The organism is Seohaeicola zhoushanensis (assembly GCF_014656415.1).
Lineage (GTDB): Bacteria > Pseudomonadota > Alphaproteobacteria > Rhodobacterales > Rhodobacteraceae > Seohaeicola_A > Seohaeicola_A zhoushanensis.
Genome location: NZ_BNCJ01000004.1, coordinates 68,873 through 84,537, shown reverse-complemented (window position 1 = coordinate 84,537; position 15,665 = coordinate 68,873). Strand labels below are relative to the sequence as shown.

Annotated in this window: 16 protein-coding genes; 9 read left to right on the top strand and 7 right to left on the bottom strand. The window is 68.3% G+C overall.

Annotated elements, in window-relative coordinates; translation table 11 throughout:
• The first annotated feature begins 5 nt into the window (after positions 1–5).
• Both IE266_RS09920 and IE266_RS09915 read left to right on the top strand, forming a co-directional pair.
• Positions 6–602 carry a Maf family protein gene (locus IE266_RS09920; RefSeq protein ID WP_189679928.1) on the top strand — a complete coding sequence of 199 codons (597 nt, stop codon included), beginning with the start codon at positions 6–8 and terminating at the stop codon, positions 600–602.
• The gene (locus IE266_RS09915) at positions 599–1,624 is read left to right on the top strand and encodes a ribonuclease E/G (protein WP_189679927.1); all 1,026 of its coding nucleotides are present in this window, start codon (positions 599–601) and stop codon (positions 1,622–1,624) included. The genes IE266_RS09920 and IE266_RS09915 overlap by 4 nt, the downstream gene beginning before the upstream one ends.
• On the opposite strand, the gene IE266_RS09910 is transcribed toward IE266_RS09915, so the two are convergent.
• From IE266_RS09910 to IE266_RS09880, 7 genes are all read right to left on the bottom strand, one after another.
• The gene (locus IE266_RS09910; RefSeq protein WP_189679926.1) at positions 1,625–2,164 is read right to left on the bottom strand and encodes an OsmC family protein; all 540 of its coding nucleotides are present in this window, start codon (positions 2,162–2,164) and stop codon (positions 1,625–1,627) included.
• A 10-nt stretch (positions 2,165–2,174) separates the two neighbouring features.
• Positions 2,175–3,398: an NAD(P)-binding domain-containing protein gene (locus IE266_RS09905; protein WP_189679925.1), complete on the bottom strand. Its 1,224-nt coding sequence runs from the start codon at positions 3,396–3,398 to the stop codon at positions 2,175–2,177.
• A gap of 105 nt (positions 3,399–3,503) precedes the next feature.
• On the bottom strand, positions 3,504–4,073 hold the full coding sequence (locus tag IE266_RS09900; protein WP_189679924.1) for an OsmC family protein: 570 nt from the start codon (positions 4,071–4,073) through the stop codon (positions 3,504–3,506).
• A 92-nt stretch (positions 4,074–4,165) separates the two neighbouring features.
• A complete protein-coding gene (locus tag IE266_RS09895; protein WP_189679923.1) occupies positions 4,166–5,056 on the bottom strand; it encodes a class I SAM-dependent methyltransferase in 891 nt (296 codons plus the stop codon).
• Positions 5,057–5,676: 620 nt separating this feature from the next.
• Positions 5,677–6,732, bottom strand: coding sequence for an adenylate/guanylate cyclase domain-containing protein (locus IE266_RS09890; RefSeq protein WP_189679922.1), 1,056 nt, complete (start codon positions 6,730–6,732; stop codon positions 5,677–5,679).
• Positions 6,725–7,096 (bottom strand): group I truncated hemoglobin, encoded by a 372-nt coding sequence (locus IE266_RS09885; RefSeq protein WP_189679921.1) that lies wholly within the window; start codon positions 7,094–7,096, stop codon positions 6,725–6,727. Before IE266_RS09885 ends, IE266_RS09890 begins: the two co-directional genes overlap by 8 nt.
• Positions 7,097–7,250: 154 nt before the next feature.
• Positions 7,251–8,060: an alpha/beta fold hydrolase gene (locus IE266_RS09880; RefSeq protein WP_189679920.1), complete on the bottom strand. Its 810-nt coding sequence runs from the start codon at positions 8,058–8,060 to the stop codon at positions 7,251–7,253.
• Between the two features lie 237 nt (positions 8,061–8,297).
• On the opposite strand from IE266_RS09880, the gene IE266_RS09875 reads away from it, so the two are divergent.
• The 7 genes from IE266_RS09875 (at position 8,298) to phnE (IE266_RS09845) (ending at position 15,664) form a co-directional block, all read left to right on the top strand.
• A complete protein-coding gene (locus IE266_RS09875; RefSeq protein ID WP_189679919.1) occupies positions 8,298–10,520 on the top strand; it encodes a hybrid sensor histidine kinase/response regulator in 2,223 nt (740 codons plus the stop codon).
• Positions 10,521–10,523: 3 nt separating this feature from the next.
• A complete protein-coding gene (locus tag IE266_RS09870) occupies positions 10,524–11,234 on the top strand; it encodes a response regulator (RefSeq protein WP_189679918.1) in 711 nt (236 codons plus the stop codon).
• Between the two features lie 149 nt (positions 11,235–11,383).
• Positions 11,384–12,205, top strand: coding sequence for a phosphonate ABC transporter ATP-binding protein (phnC, locus tag IE266_RS09865; protein WP_189679917.1), 822 nt, complete (start codon positions 11,384–11,386; stop codon positions 12,203–12,205).
• Between the two features lie 41 nt (positions 12,206–12,246).
• Positions 12,247–12,462 (top strand): hypothetical protein, encoded by a 216-nt coding sequence (locus tag IE266_RS09860; RefSeq protein ID WP_189679916.1) that lies wholly within the window; start codon positions 12,247–12,249, stop codon positions 12,460–12,462.
• 58 nt (positions 12,463–12,520) lie between these two features.
• Entirely contained in the window at positions 12,521–13,429 is a 909-nt protein-coding gene (gene phnD / locus IE266_RS09855) for a phosphonate ABC transporter substrate-binding protein (RefSeq protein ID WP_189679915.1), read from the top strand.
• A gap of 64 nt (positions 13,430–13,493) precedes the next feature.
• Complete coding sequence (phnE, locus tag IE266_RS09850) at positions 13,494–14,357, top strand: phosphonate ABC transporter, permease protein PhnE (protein WP_189679914.1); 864 nt, start codon at positions 13,494–13,496, stop codon at positions 14,355–14,357.
• Positions 14,354–15,664, top strand: a complete 1,311-nt coding sequence (phnE, locus tag IE266_RS09845) for a phosphonate ABC transporter, permease protein PhnE (protein WP_189679913.1) — start codon at positions 14,354–14,356, stop codon at positions 15,662–15,664. Before phnE (IE266_RS09850) ends, phnE (IE266_RS09845) begins: the two co-directional genes overlap by 4 nt.
• Position 15,665: the final 1 nt, after the last annotated feature.

The window sequence follows — 15,665 nt, the reverse complement described above, 5'->3', positions numbered from 1 at the left end:
TTCGCATGAACTCTGACGCTTTCCCCCGCCTGATCCTTGGGTCCGGCAGCCCCCGGCGGCTGGAGCTTCTGGCGCAGCTTGGCATCGTTCCCGATGCGGTGCGCCCTCCCGACATCGATGAAGACCCGCTGAGGGGCGAACTGCCCCGCCCCTATTGCGCCCGCATCGCGCGGGCCAAGGCCGAGGTCGTGGAGGCCTGCGACGACGATGTCGTGCTTTGCGCCGATACCACGGTCGCGCTGGGGCGGCGGATCCTGGGCAAGGCGGCGGATGCCGGCGAGGCGGCGGAGTTCCTGCTGGCGCTGTCGGGGCGGCGGCACCGGGTTGTCACCTCGGTCGCGGTTCGGCGCGGCGGGCGGATCTGGCAGAAGGACGTCGAGAGCGCGGTCAAGATGAAGCGGCTTTCGGACATCGAACTGAACGCCTATCTGGCGACCAACGACTGGATGGGCAAGGCCGGGGCCTATGGCATCCAGGGGCCGGCGGGGGCGCTGATCCCGTGGATCTCGGGCAGTTTCACCGGTATCGTCGGGCTGCCGCTGGCCGAGACGGCGGCGCTGCTGCAGACCGCCGGTTATCCCGTTTACAGGAGTGGGTCATGAAGGGGCGAGTCGTCGCGCTGGATCATATCGCGGGCCGCGAGGCGGCGGCGCTGATGGTCGACGGGGTGCTGGAGGATCTGTTCATCGCCTCGGACGCGCCCGCGCCGGGCACCATCTGGCGGGCCATCGCGGACCGCCCCGTGAAGGGCCAGGGCGGCATCTTCCTGGCGACTCCCGAGGGGTCGGCCTTCCTGCGCCAGTCCGATTACATCGCGCCGGGCCAGCGCCTGCTGGTGCAGGTGATGGGCTATGCCGAGCCGGGCAAGGCGGTTCCGGTCAGCCTCAAGCTGCTGTTCAAGAGCCGCTATGCCATCGTCACCCCGGATGCGCCGGGCATCAACGTCTCGCGCGCGATCAAGGATGACGAGGAGCGCGAGCGCATCCTGGAAATCGCCCATGAGGCGATGGAGGGGGCCGGGCACGGGCTGATCCTGCGGTCGTCCTGCGCCGGGGCCGACGACGAGGCGATTGCCGAGGATATCGCGGCGATGCTGGCGGCGGCGGCGGCGGTGCTGGGCGATACCGGGACCGAGCCCGAGGTGCTGCTTGACGGCGACCAGCCGCACATGATGGCCTGGCGGGAGTGGACCGCCCCGGCCGAGGTGGCCGAGGGGCCGGGATCCTTCGACGCCCATGGCGTCACCGAGGCGATCGAGGCGCTGATGCAGCCGGTGGAGAAGCTCCCCGGTGGCGGCACCATGTATGTCGAGCCGACGAGGGCGCTGGTGGCGGTGGACGTGAACACCGGCGGCGATACCTCGCCGGCGGCGGGGCTGAAGGCCAATATCGCCGCTGCGCGCGCCCTGCCCCGCGCCCTGCGGCTGCGCGGCCTTGGCGGCCAGATCGCCATGGATCTCGCGCCGATGCCGCGCAAGGATCGCACCACCTTCGAGAACGTTCTGAAGGGCGCGCTGCGGGGTGACAACGAGGAGACCGCCATGGCGGGCTGGACTCCGCTGGGCCACTTCGAGCTGCAGCGCAAGCGCGGCCGGCTGCCGCTGGCCCAGCTGCTGGGGCGCTGATCAGGCCACCGTCACCACCACCACCTGCGGATCGCGCAGGGCGAGGAACCAGGGGTCCATCTCCAGCGTGCGGGCGACCAGGCGGTCGATCTCGGCGCGGGGTTCGTCGCTGTCGATGCGGATGGTGAGCCGCGTCTCGGTCGGAGCGGCAGAGGCATTGCCGAGGCCGAAGAGCGCGCTGTCGTCGAAATCGGTCGCCACCTCGACATTCACCTCGCGGAAGCTGAGCCCCGAACGGGCGGCGGTCATCTTGACCGCGATGGCGACACAGCCGGCGATGGCGGCGCGGGCGTAGAAGCCGGGGCTGGGCGCCGAGGCGTCGCCGCCCATGCCGGGGCCGAGGTCCATCCGGGTTTCGAACCGGCCCTGTGTCACGGTGCAGGCCAGCCCCTCGCCCACCCGTCCGGTGGTGACGATGGTGCTGCGGGCGGGTTCGGGCACCGCCACCATATTGGCGATGACGCGGTTCTGGTTGTCACGGATCCGCGCGTCGCGCTCGCAGAGTGCGGGACGGATCGTCTCGGGGCCGGGCATGATCATCTTCTCTCTCCTAGGCTGCGCGAAAAAGGCGGGTTTCGGTCAGGTGGTCGGCGATTTCGGCCGCGTCGGCGCCGACGCCGTCGATCAGGGCGGACATCCGGCGGCGCTGGAACGGCAGGCCGAGCACGTAGAGGCCGGGCGCGACATGGCCGTCGTCATGGACGAGGCGGCCCTTGCGGTCGAAGACCGGCAGGTCGAGCCAGCCGAAATCGGGCGCGTAACCGGTGGCCCAGAGGATCGTCCTGAAGCGGCCGTCGGTCAAGCTCGCCGAAAGGCGCGGGCTGGACGGGGTCAGGGTGGGCGCGAAGCTCTCGGGCGGGCCGGCGTCGGGGGCGTGGATCTCGGCCCAGGCGTCGATCTCGCGCAGGAGGCGGTTCATCTTGAGGTCGGACAGGGCGCAGGCATTGGCCAGCGAACCGGAGAAGACGGCGCGGCCCTCGCGGATATCGGCGAGGCGGCCGGTGATCTCGATGCCCTGGGCCTGGAGCGCGTTCAGGTCGGTGAACTGCGCCGCGCGCGAGCCGGTAAGCTGGAGCGAGGGCACCCTGCGGGCGCGGTCGACGTCGTCGATCTGATCCGTGGTGACGTGGTTGGTGCCGGTACGGTCCATCCACCACTGGATGTCGCGGCCCCGGTAGTGGCGCGGCATCCTAATGTGGTGGCCGGCGGCGAGCATCACCTCGTGACCGGCGGCGGCGATCTCGGCGGCGAGCTGGATGCCGGTGGCCGAGGCACCGACCACGAGCACGCCGCCGCGGCCGAGCTGGGCGGGCGACTTGTAATCGAGCGGCGTGATCTGGGCGAGCGGCGCGGCGCTAGCGCAGGCGGGAACCTGCGCGCGGCGGCAGGCGCCGGTGGCCATTACCACGGCCTGGGCCAGCCAGTCACCGCGGTTGGTCTCGACCCGGTAGCCGCGGCCTTCGGCCCGGACCGAGCGCACGGTGGTGCCGGTCTCGAGCGGGGCGCCTTGCGCGTAATCGGAGAGGAAGGCGGCGATCTCGGGCATGGTCATGAAGCCGTCGGGATCGGGGCCGCCGTAGGCAAAGCCGGGCAGCCGGCTTTGCCAGTTGGGGGTGAGCAGGCGCAGGCTGTCCCAGCGCTCATTCACCCAGGCGGGGGCGGGAGAACTCCCCCGCTCGAGCACGACATGGTGGACGGAACGGTCCCGAAGGCAGCGGCTCATCGCGAGACCGGCCTGGCCGGCGCCGATGACGAGGGTGGGGATATGTCGCATGGCTGGGCTCCTTCGGGAGAGGTGCGGGCCAGAGCGCCTGGGGAGGAAACGCGCTCTGGCCCGGGTGAGGCGCAGGACAGGGACGGGGGCCCTGCGCCGATGGTGTCAGCCGACGGTGACGGCGACGTTGGTCGGGTTGGTCAGGATGTCGAACACGGCCGAGCGTTTCTGGCTCTGGGCCACCAGCGCGGCGATGTCTTCCTTGCTGGCGTCGGCGTCGATGTCGAAGCGGACGCGGATGGCCGAGAAGCCGTTGCGGATGTCCGGGTCCATCCCGAGGATGCCCTGCACGTCGACGTCGCCTTCGACAACGGCGCGGGCCGAGTGCAGCTGGATGCCGCGGTGCTGGGCGACGGCGGCGAGACCTCCCATCAGGCAGCTCGCCAGGGCGGAGAGCACCAGTTCGGTCGGGGTCGCGGCGCGGTCCTCGGCGGCGAAGACCTCGGGGTGGTCGGATTCGACTGTGAAGGTCTGCTTGCGCTGATGCTCCTGGCCGAGGCCGAAGTAGCCGTTGATGCTGTTGCGGCTGAACGAGCCGTCCACCCAGTCGCAGGTGCTGCGGAAGGTGAAGCGGGCGGCTTCGGGGGCCTGTTCGAAGGCGCCGCGGGCGCCGATCAGGGCCTCGGTGTTGACGCCGTTGCGGACGGGGGCGGTGGCGGTGGCTGCATGGGTCATTGTCTTGTCCTTTCAGGGGGTTTGGGGTTCTTGGGGTTGGGTTGGGGAATTCGGGGGAGAGAACGGGACTACTCGTTACGCGGGTCGGGAGGTTACGGGGTTTCGGGGGCGCTGGCGGTGATGAGCCAGGACGAACTGTCCATCCACAGCCCCTGCGCGTCGGTCTCGACGCCGGCGAAGATCCGGGCGAGCGCCGTCTCGATCTGGCCGCGCTTCTGCTCGGCCAGCGCTCCGGCCTCGCGGAAAGTCTCGCCGGCCGGCCCGAGGGCGAGCTGGAAGGCGATGGCATCCTCGACGGTACGGCCCACCAGGACCTTGGTGTCGAAGCGGCGGAATTCGATGTCGGTGAAACCGGCGGCCATCATCTTGGCGCGGGTGGTTTCCTCGTCGGCCATAGAGAAGGGACCGGGGCCGCAGGTGCGGGCATCCTCGCCCGGCGCCGGCAGGAAGCGGCGCACGGTCTCGCCGGCGGCGGCCAGCCATGGGTTGTCGGCGCGGTCGCGCCAGACGATATGGGCCATCCGCCCGCCGGGCTTCAGCGCCTTCCGCATCGCGCGCAGGCCGGCCACCGGGTTGGTGAAGAACATCGTGCCGAAGCGGGCGAAGACGAAGTCATACATGCGCTCTTCGAGGCCGCGTTCCGCATCGCCCTTCACGAAGCGGACGTTGGTGGTGAAGCTCTTCTCGGCGGCCTCCCAGGCGAGGTCGAGGAAGGCCTGGCAGCAGTCGACGCCGACCACCTGGCCGGTGGGGCCGACCATGTCGGCCATGGCGATGGCGGTGTCGCCGAAGCCGCAGCCGACATCGAGGACGCGGGCGCCGGGCTCCAGTTCGAGCGCGGGCAACACCAGCTCGGAATGGCGCGAGAGGCCGCCGACCAGCACGTGCTTGTAGGCGATGAACTTGGGGGCGAGCACCTCGTTCCAGAAATCGACGATGGCGGATTGTTCGGGGACCATCGGGTCGGGGGTCTGCAGGGTCATCTCTGTCTCCGTCGTTTGGCGTTTGCTTGAGCCTTTATCGGCCAGCGCGCGTTTCAGACGGATGTCGGGGATGGGGGTTTGGTGTTTCAGTTGTTGAGGGAGGAGCAGCGCGGTGGGCGCGGCGATTAATCTCTGTTCGTCAGCGGGTTAGGGGTTTCTGGTCGCATCGGTGCCGGTCGGCGCGGAAACAGTTGAAACATGCGCGGGGGGCGGTGTTCGGGTTCTGAAACGGAAGGGCATCGTCCCGGCGTCGACGCGTCCGGGCAGAGGTTGCGGATGGGGGCGCTGCCCCCGCCGCGCCTGCGGCGCGACTCCCCTGGAGATATTTTTGAAGAAGAGAAGCCTGGGGGCGCGCGGCGCCGGGTGAGGGAGGCGCCGCGCTTTTCGGGCGGCGGGGCGCGGAGCGGCGCTTTCCCGGTGGGGAAGCTGCCCGGTGACAGGCGCGGGTGCGCGTGGGTCGATCGGAGGCGGTGACGGGATCAACGCGGGGGCGGTGACGGGATTAACGCGGGGGCGGCCCGGAGCGATGCCTCCGCGCCTGCATGGTCCGGTTGCATTCGGGCCGGAACGGGGCTGCGGCGGAACCGCGGCACCGGTAGACCGGCGGGCGGGAAAGCCCCCTACCCCGCGCGGACCGGCGCGATGTCCTTCTTGCTGTCGTAGAGGCGCCAGACCGGCTGGTCGGCAAAGCCGCGGATCTGCTTTTCGCCGAGGCTCTCGATCTCGAAACGGTCGCGCAGGATCTTGGCGACCTCGTCCTGCACCGAGATCTGCATCGGCTCGGAGAATTCCTGCAGCCTTGTGGCGAGGTTCACGGCGGGGCCGAAGATGTCGTAGACGTATTTCTGGATTCCGACGACCGAGCCCACGACCGCGCCGCTGGCCAGCCCGATGCGGCAGCGCCACTGGTGCGGGTGGCTCTGGTTCCGGCGTTCAAGGTAGCGCACGAAGCGGATCGCGGCATTGGCGATGGCATTGGCATGATCGGGCATCGGGTCGGGCAGGCCCGCGACGGTGATATAGGCGTCGCCGATGGTCTTGATGCGTTCGCAGCCGAACTGTTCGCCGATGCGGTCGAAGGCGCTGTAGATGTCGTTCAACTCGGTCACGGTGACGCTGGGGTCGGCCGAGGCGACCATCTCGGTGAAGCCGACGAAATCGAGCATCAGCACCGAGACCGGGTCGTAGAGCTGCGGCGTCACCACGCCGAAGGACTTGAACTCCTCGTAGGCCGAGCGCGGCATGATGTTGAGCAGGAGGCGTTCGACCTGCTCCTTTTCGCGCTTCAGCTCGCGGGTGTTGCGTTCGACCATCATCGAGTAGCTGTCGATCATCGACTCGAGTTCGCGGATGCGGGTGATGTTCTGGCAGACCAGTACAACCAGTTCCTGGCCGGCGTCGGTGGCGGCGGTGAAATCGGCGGCGATCACCATGCGGCGACGCTTCTTGCGGTGCTGGATCTCGGCGGTGTAGCGGCCGGTCTCGGAGAGGGCGGCACCCAGCGCGGCGGTGTCGAGTTCCTCGAAGACCTCGTCGAGGCTGGCGGCCTCGGCCTTGTCGGCGAACCAGTCGCGGAAGGTGTCGTTCTGGAAGCGGAAGCCCAGCGTGTTGCGGTCGAGCAGGGCGACCCCGACGCCGATGGCGCGCAGGAGCTGTTCGTTGATGGCTTCAATCATTGGGTGCCCCCACGATCAGGTTGCGGCGGTTCTCGAACTCCTGCAGCACGGCGTCGATATCTCCGGGCTCGAAGCCGAACTCGCCGAGCGTATCGCGCAGCACCACCTTCAGCTCGTCGAAATGGGCGTCGGTGATGGCGAGATGGGAATGCAGCTGTTCGAGCTGGCGCGGCGTATAGGAGGCCGGCCCGCCCAGCAGCGAAGCGATGAACTTGGTCTGGTGATCGACCATCTTCGTCATGTCGACATTGTCGAAGAAGGGGCCGATCTCGTCGCTGTCGAGCAGGGTGTCGTAGAAGGACAGCACCACCCGGCTGACCTGCGAGAAGCCACCGTATTTGTCGAAAAGGCTTTGCTTGCTCATGGCACCGTTTCCCTGTCCCCTTGCCTTCCGCAGGTGTCGCGGACAGGCCCTGGCCTGAAGTATGCCGCATCCGGACGATTTTTGAACCCTGCTGTCGCCGATCGGGCGTTCCTTGAGGTCGGGCAAGGGGCGTTCTCCTGTTTTCCGGGCGGCATCAGGCCGCGTTCGGTTCGGGCCAGCCGAGGCGCGCGGGGGCGCGTTCGACGCGCGCGATGTGCTGCTGGATGCGCGGGTTGACCCAGTCGGGCGCAGAAACGGGCGCCATGTGGCCGAGGCCCGGCAGCATGGCGATCTCGGCCTGCGGCAGGGCGGCGGCGACCATGGCGGAGGTGCGGATGGCGACCTCGGCCGAGTCCATGCCGACCAGCAGCAGCGCCGGGATGCGCAGGCCCGCGAGGCTCTCGGGGCGCCAGGTCTCGGCCAGGACGCGGTCGAGGTCGGCGCTGATCCGGGTGACATGGGCGGCGAGCGCGGCGCGCATCCGTTCGGGCACGGCGGCCCATCCGCCCTCGGGAGTCCAGAAGTCGACCATGGCGGCGATGGCGGCATCCGGTTCGCCTGCCGCGATGCCTGCGCGCAACATGCCCGCGCGGGTGCGCAGGGCGGCGTGCAGCAGGCGGTCGGCGGGGGCGCCGTGATCGAGAACGTGGAAGGCGGCCGGTTCGAACAGGGTGAGGCTGCGCACGAGGCCGGGGCGCTGGAGCGCGACGCCGAGCGCCACCGCGCCGCCGAAGGAATGGCCGACGAGGTGGACCGGACGGCCGAAGCTGGCGATCCGGGCGGCAACGCGGGCGGCGGTCTGGGCGACGGTGCCGGCGTTCTCGGGGAGGTCGACGGCATGGACCGGGTACCAGCTGGCCAGCTGGGCCGCCAGCGGCGCCCATTGCTCGCTGCCCGTCATCGACGTGTGCAGCGCGACGACGGGGGCGTCGCGATCGGCGGGCATGGGTCGGTGGGCGGTCATGGTCCTGTCCTCGGTTGAAGGTGCCCCTTGATAGCCCGCGCGAGGTTTCAGGCCGATGTCGGGCACCCCGCTTTCATGTTTCACTTGTTGCAGGGGGTGCCTTGCGCCCATGCTGGGGCGAGAGCGCGTATTTGCAGGGGTTTGCCCGCCCTGCCCCGGCACGCCGCTGATACAATTGAAACAAAGCCGCACGGACGGGACAAACGACTGAAACACGGGTGGACTAGAAGGAGGCTCATGAACAGGGATCCTCAGTCGGACAGGGACAATGCGCGGGCGCTCGGCCTGCTGCAGGATGCCATCGAGTCGCTGAGCGAGGGCTTCGCGCTCTACGACGAGGACCGGCGGCTGGTGATGTGCAACACCCAGTACCGCGAGATGAACAAGGGCGTGGCCGACCTGCTGGAACCCGGGCTCGACTGGGAGATCCTGATGCGCGAAAGCGCCCGGCGCGGGATCTATGCCGAGGCGATCGGGCGCGAGGAGGAATTCGTGCGCGACCGGCTGCAGACCAGCCACGACTATGTCCACGAATACGAACTGAAGCAGACCGACGGGACCTATTACCACGTCTCGACCCATCCGACGAACCTGGGCGGCTTCGTCATCACCCGCACCGATATCACCCGCAAGAAACAGGCCGAGGCGATGGAGCGCGAGGGCGACCTGCTGGTGCGCACGGTGCTCGATGCCTCGGCCGCCGTGGTCATCATGTCGCGCACCGGCGACGGGCAGATCCTCTACCGCTCGCCCGCCGCGCTGGAGATGTTCGGCAATACCCGCTCGTCGCGCGAGCACTACCTGTACCCCGACGACCGGGCGGATTTCGTCACGCAGATGCTCGCCGACGGGCAGATCGACGACTATCCGCTGACCATGGTGGCGCGCGGGCGGAGCTTTCCGGCGACGATTTCGGCCCGTTTCGCCGAGTATCACGGCGACGAGGTGATCGTGGCCAGCGTCACCGACCTGACCGAGCAGGTGAAGGCGCAGGCGATGATCCGGCAGGTGCTGGAAAGCTGCCCGGTGCCGCTCCAGATGACCCGCGCCGAGACCGGCGAGACACTGTATCGCAGCGCCGAGACCGAGGCGCTGCTGGGGTCATCGGGCAATGCCAAGACCTATTACAAGGAGCCGGGCGAGCGGGAGGCCTATCTCGCCGAGTTGCGCGAGAAGGGCTTCGTGCGCAACCGCCGGGCGAAATACATCAACGCCCAGGGCGAGGAGTTCTGGGGCGCGGCCTCGTCGGTGCTGATCGAGTTCGACGGCGAGGAGGTCATCGTCTCCTCGACCCGCGACCTGACCGACGAGCTGGCGCTGCAGGAAGAACTGGCACACCAGCGCGAGATGCTGTTCCAGAACGAGAAGATGTCGGCGTTGGGCGAACTGCTGGCCGGGGTGGCCCATGAGCTGAACAACCCGCTGTCGGTGATCGTCGGCCATGCGCTGATGCTGATGGACGAGGTTGGCGACCCCGACGTCTTGCGCCGGGTCGAGAAGATCAGCAATGCTGCCGAGCGCAGCGCCAAGATCGTCAAGACCTTCCTGGCCATGGCGCGCCAGCAGCCCGCGCGGGTCGAGCATGTCGACGTGCGCTCGGTGGTGGCGACCGCGCTGGACGTGGCAGGCTACGGGCACAAGCTGTCGGATCTGGAGATCGTCACCGACCTGCCCGAGGGGCTGGCCGATATCCTCGCCGATCCGGACCAGATCACGCAGGTGGTCATCAACCTGGTCATCAATGCCGCCCATGCGATCGAGAGCGCGGGGACCGGCGACCGCATCATCGTCGCGGCGCGCCCCTCGGACCGGGGACGGAGCGTCACCCTTTCGGTCGCCGACAACGGCCCCGGCATCGACGAGACCATCCGCGCGCGGGTGTTCGAGCCCTTCTTCACCACCAAGGACATCGGCGACGGCACCGGCATCGGCCTCGCCTTCTGCCACCGCATCGTGCATTCGCATGGCGGGCGCATCTGGCTCGACCCCGATCACGCGCCGGGCAGCCGGTTCTGCATCAGCCTGCCGGCGGCCAGGGGCGCGGCCGAGGCGCTGGCCGAGGAGGCCGAGCCCCCGGCGCAGGGGCGGCGGCGGGCGCTGGTGGTGGATGACGAGGCCGACGTGGCGGAACTGATCGCCGAGATCCTGACGCGCGACGGCTTTTCGGTCGATACCGCCCATTCCGGCGCAGAGGCGGTGCAGCTGCTGGCGCAGCGGCGCTATGACCTGCTGCTCTCGGATCTGAACATGGCCGGGATGGATGGCCGCGCGCTGTATGAACATGTGACCGCGCGCCACCCCGAGCTGGCGGCGCGCACCGGCTTCATCACCGGCGACACCATGGGCCGGGCCTCGCAGGCGCTGCTCGGCGAGACGCGGCGGCCGCACCTGGAGAAGCCGGTGACGCCGGGCGACCTGCGGCGGCTGGTGCGGGTGATCTTCGAGGAAGGGACTTTGTAGGGCATGACGACCGAGGGCAAACATATCCTGGTCTGCGACGACGAGGTGGACCTGCGCGAGATGGTGCAGGAATACCTGGAAAAGCGCGGTTTCCGCGTCTCGACCGCCGGCGGCGGCGAGGCGCTGCGCGCCATCGTGGCGGCGGGCGGGGTCGACCTGATCGTGCTCGACATCAACATGCCGAAGGAGGACGGGCTCTCGGTGCTGCGGGGGCTGCGGGTCGACAACCCGGTGCCGGTGGTGATGCTCACCGCGGCGGGCGAGGTGGTCGACCGCATCATCGGGCTGGAGATGGGCGCGGACGACTATCTCGGCAAGCCGGTCGACCTGCGCGAGCTGGAGGCGCGCATCAAGGCGGTGCTGCGCCGCCGGGTCGAGGCCGCCCCAGCCGTCAGGCAAGAGGCACCGGGGCGGGCGCGGTTCGGGGCCTATATGCTCGATTTGGAGGCGGCGCGGATGGAGGCGGAGGATGGCAGCGAGCTGCCGCTGACGGCGATGGAGTTCAGCCTGCTGAAGACCTTCGCGCTGAACAAGGGCCGGGTGCTGAACCGAGACCAGCTGCTGGAACAGGCCCACGACCGGCCGTGGGATCCCTTCGACCGCAGCATCGACATCCGCATCTCGCGGCTGCGCCGCAAGATCGAGAAGAACCCCGAGAAACCCGCTGTGATCCGCACGATACGCGGCATCGGTTATCTTTACGACCCGGAGTGAGGCCCGTTTTCCTGCAAGGAAAACGTCCGAAATCCGTGACGGATTTCGGCGCCGCCGGGTGGCCCCTGTCACAAAACTTTTGCCCGCGCGACACGCAGCCGTGACCGACTCGTGACAGGAACGCCCCCGAAAGCGACCTTGGGGGCCACATGTTGTATGTCAAGGAACTGACCCGGCAATTCGGGATCAACACCGCCGTTGACCGCGTCAGTTTCCAGATCGACCGTCCGATGATGGTCGGTGTCATCGGACGCTCGGGCGCCGGCAAGTCGACGCTTCTGCGGATGCTGAACCGGCTGACCGACGCCAGCGCCGGGCAGATCCTGTTCGAGGGGCAGGACATCCTGACCCTGACCGGCCGCGCCCGCCGCGCCTGGCAGGCGCGTTGCGCGATGATCTTCCAGCAGTTCAACCTGGTGCCGCGCCTCGACGTGGTCTCGAACGTGCTGCACGGCACGCTGAACCGCCGCTCGACCCTGGCGACGGTCTTCAACCTCTTTCCCGCCGAGGACATCCACAAGGCTGTCGGCATCCTCGACCGGCTGGGCATCGCCGAGCAGGCGGCCAAGCGCGCCGAGGCGCTCTCGGGTGGCCAGCAGCAGCGCGTCGCCATCGCGCGGGCCCTGATGCAGGACCCGGCGATCATCCTGGCCGATGAACCCATCGCCTCGCTCGACCCGATGAACGCGCAGGTGGTGATGGAGACGTTGCGGCGCATCCACGAGGAGGACGGCCGCACGGTTGTCGCCAACCTGCACACGCTCGACACCGCGCGGCGCTATTGCGACCGGGTGATCGGGATGCGCAACGGCCGGATCGTCTTCGACGGCGCGCCCGAGCTGCTGACGGCCCAGGCCGCGCGCGAGATCTATGGTGCGGGTGCCGATTTCAGCGAGGCGGCCACCTCGACCGAGATCGAGACGCTGGAGCGTGCCGACAAGGATTACGCGCTTTCGATGATGGGCCCCTGAGGCCCGCGGAGATACCACGGAAGGACGACAGGATGGACCTAATGCTGACACTGGACCAAGCGCTTGGTGCCTGTGACCGGATCGTCGGCCTTCGCGAGGGCAAGGTCATCTTCGACCACCCCCTTGTCGATCGGAACGCCGCGGTGGCTTGCAAGCTGCCCGACGTCGTGACTTCGCCGAAAGGCGAGGTGGAATGCAACGATATCGAAGTTCTCAACGCAGTCTGGCGCCAAGCGATGCGCGACGCCGGTGTGTAGCCTCCCGCACGGCGGGGGCGATAGCAGTCAACCGAACCTACCAACACTGGAGAAAGTCATGAAACTCAAAGTCGTAGCCGCTGCCGCGGCAACCCTGCTGGCCTGCGCCGCCCAGGCCCAGGAGGCAAAGATCACCGAGTTCAACATCGGCCTGCTGGGCGGCGAAAACGCCCAGGACCGGCTGAACAGCAACGAGTGCCTGCGCGCCTATGCCGAAGAGGCCCTGGGCGTTCCGGTCAAGCTGTTCGCCCCCGCCGACTACAACGGCGTGATCCAGGGCCTGCTGGGCGGCTCGCTCGACATGGCCTGGCTGGGTGCCTCGGGCTATGCCGCGACCTACCTGCAGAACCCCGAGGCGGTCGAGCCGGTGCTGGTCAAGACCAACCTGGACGGCTCGTTCTCGTATCACTCGATCGGTTTTGCCCGCAAGGATAGCGGCATCACCAGCCTGGCCGACGTCAAGGGCAAGAAATTCGGCTTCGGCGACCCGAACTCGACCTCGGGCTACCTGATCCCCTCGATCGAGATCCCGCAAGCCACCGGCGCCTCGATGGAGCCGGGCAAGTATTTCGGTGACGTCGTCTTCACCGGCGGCCACGAGCAGACCATCGTCGCCGTCGCCAACGGCGACATCGACGCTGGCGTGACCTGGGCCGACGGCCTGGGCAACTGGGAAGACGGCTACAACTCGGGCGCGCTGCGCAAGGCGGTGGATGCCGGCCTCGTCAACATGAACGACATGGTCGAGATCTGGAAATCGAAGCCGATCCCGGAAGGCCCGGTGGTGCTGAAGAAGGCCCTGCCCGCCGAGGTGAAGGCGAAGATGGTTGACCTGGTCGCCAACCTGCATGCCACCGACAAGGACTGCGCCTATGGTGTGGCCGCGGGCGAGACCGCCGGTTTCGCACCGATCACCCATGACGCCTACCTGTCGATCATCGAAGTGCGCCGGGCCAAGACCAACTGAGCCCGCGTGAGCGATACCAGGGGCCCCGTGCATCGCGCGGGGCCTTTTGCGCAAGGAATATCCCATGACAGACCAGACCGCCCCGGGCCTTGACCGCTCGCAGGCCTATCTCGCCCTGGTGCGCCAGCGGCGGCTTTACGGCAGCGTCCTGACGGTGCTTTTCGTGGTGGCGCTGGTCGCCGGCTTCCGGGTTGCCGACGATCGCAACGCCGGCGGGTTCTGGGAGGGGCTGCCGCAGATCCTCGATTTTCCGGCCGATGTGATCGCCGAAGCCTGGCGCCGCGCGGGCGAGTTGCCCGGCCTGCTGTGGCATTTCCTGCCCTCGTTGATCGAGACGCTGAACATCGCCGCCGTCTCGACGCTGACGGGCGCTTTCATCGCCTTCTTCCTGGCCCTGCTGTCGACGCGCGGCCTGGCCCGCTGGCCGCGGCTGGTGCCGCTGTTCCGCCGGCTGATGGACGTGCTGCGCGCCATTCCAGACATCGTCATCGCGCTGGTGCTGATCTTCCTGATGGGCGGCGGGCCGGTGCCGGCGATGATCGCCATCGCCATCCACACCGCCGGTGCGCTGGGCAAGCAGTTCTCGGAAGTGAACGAGAACGCCGACCTGAAGCCCGTCGAGGGCCTTGCCTCCACTGGGGCGGTCTGGGGCCAGCAGATGTGGCTCGGCGTGGTGCCGCAGGTGGCGCCGAACTACCTCAGCTATGCGCTGCTGCGCTTCGAGATCAACATCCGCGCCTCGGCGATCCTCGGGTTCGTCGGCGCGGGCGGGCTGGGCTATGACCTGCGCAACGCCATCAGTTGGGGCATGGGGCAATTCGCCGAAAGCGCGGCGATCTTCATCCTGCTGTTCGGCACCATCGTTCTGTTTGACCAGTTGTCGTCGCAGTGGCGCGACCGGCTGATCCGCGAAAGGAGCCGGGCATGATCTCGGACGATCTCTCCATCATCCGCGCGGCGACCTATCACCGCTTCCTGCGCCGCCGCCTTGTCGCCTTCGCCGTGCCGCTGGGGCTGCTGGTCTACTTCGCCTATGTCTTCGTTGCCTTCGACATGGGCGGGCTGTGGCAGCGGATGCGCTGGGACAACATGACCACCTTCCTGTCGGACAGCTACAGCTACAAGACCCATGTGACGCGCAACAACCGCAGCGGCGAGGTGGTCGTCGCCATCGAGGGCGAGCGCAAGGGCACCTACCCGGCGGGCCAGTTGCCCGACTGGGTGACGCAGAGCGGCGACGAGACCCGCGTGTCGTTGGGTGGCAGCATCTTCGCAACCTTCGCCGGCGAGCGACTGCTGGTCGAACGTCCGGGCGAGCCGATGCTCGAAGCCTGGCGCGAGGGCGGCGAGGTGCGCATCAACCGCGCGGCAGAGGAGTATCCCGACTGGATCAGCTATTCGCCGACCCGCCTCGACGTGACGACGCCGCACGGCCGCGTCTCGCTGACCCGGGCGAAGACCGAGGTGTTCCGCTACTTCCCCGGCTGGGAGATGTTCTTCTTCACGCTGGAAAGCCCCTATTACGGCCATGGGCTGATCGACCTGCTGGCCGGGCCGCAGCTGGACCCGGCGCGCTCGAACCTCGCCGGCATGTGGCAGGATTTCTGGGGCAACCCGATCTGGCGGCATTCCGAGGTGCTCTGGGCGCTGGGCGAGACGGTGCTGATGGCCTTCCTCGGCACCTTCGGCGCGGCGCTGGTGGCGCTGCCGCTGGCCTATCTCGCCGCCCGCAACTTTGCGCCGCTGGTGGCGCTGCGGGTGCTGGTGCGCCGCGTCTTCGACTTCCTGCGCGGGGTCGATGGGCTGATCTGGACCATCCTCTTGTCGCGCGCCTTCGGCCCCGGCCCGCTGACCGGCTCGCTCGCCATCCTGCTGACCGATACCGGCAGCTTCGGCAAGCTGTTCTCTGAGGCGCTGGAGAACGTCGACGACCGCCAGATCGAGGGGGTGCAGTCGACCGGCGCCAACGCGGTGCAACGCTATCGTTTCGGCGTGCTGCCGCAGATCGTGCCGGTGCTGCTGAGCCAGGTCTTCTACTACCTCGAATCCAACACCCGCAGCGCAACCATCATCGGCGCGATTACCGGGGGCGGCATCGGGTTGCTGCTGACCCAGGCGATCCAGACCCAGAAGGATTGGGAGGAGGTCACCTATTACGTGGTGCTCATCATCCTGATGGTGTTCATCATGGACGCAGTATCCGGCTGGCTGCGCCGCCGGCTGATCCGGGGGTAGA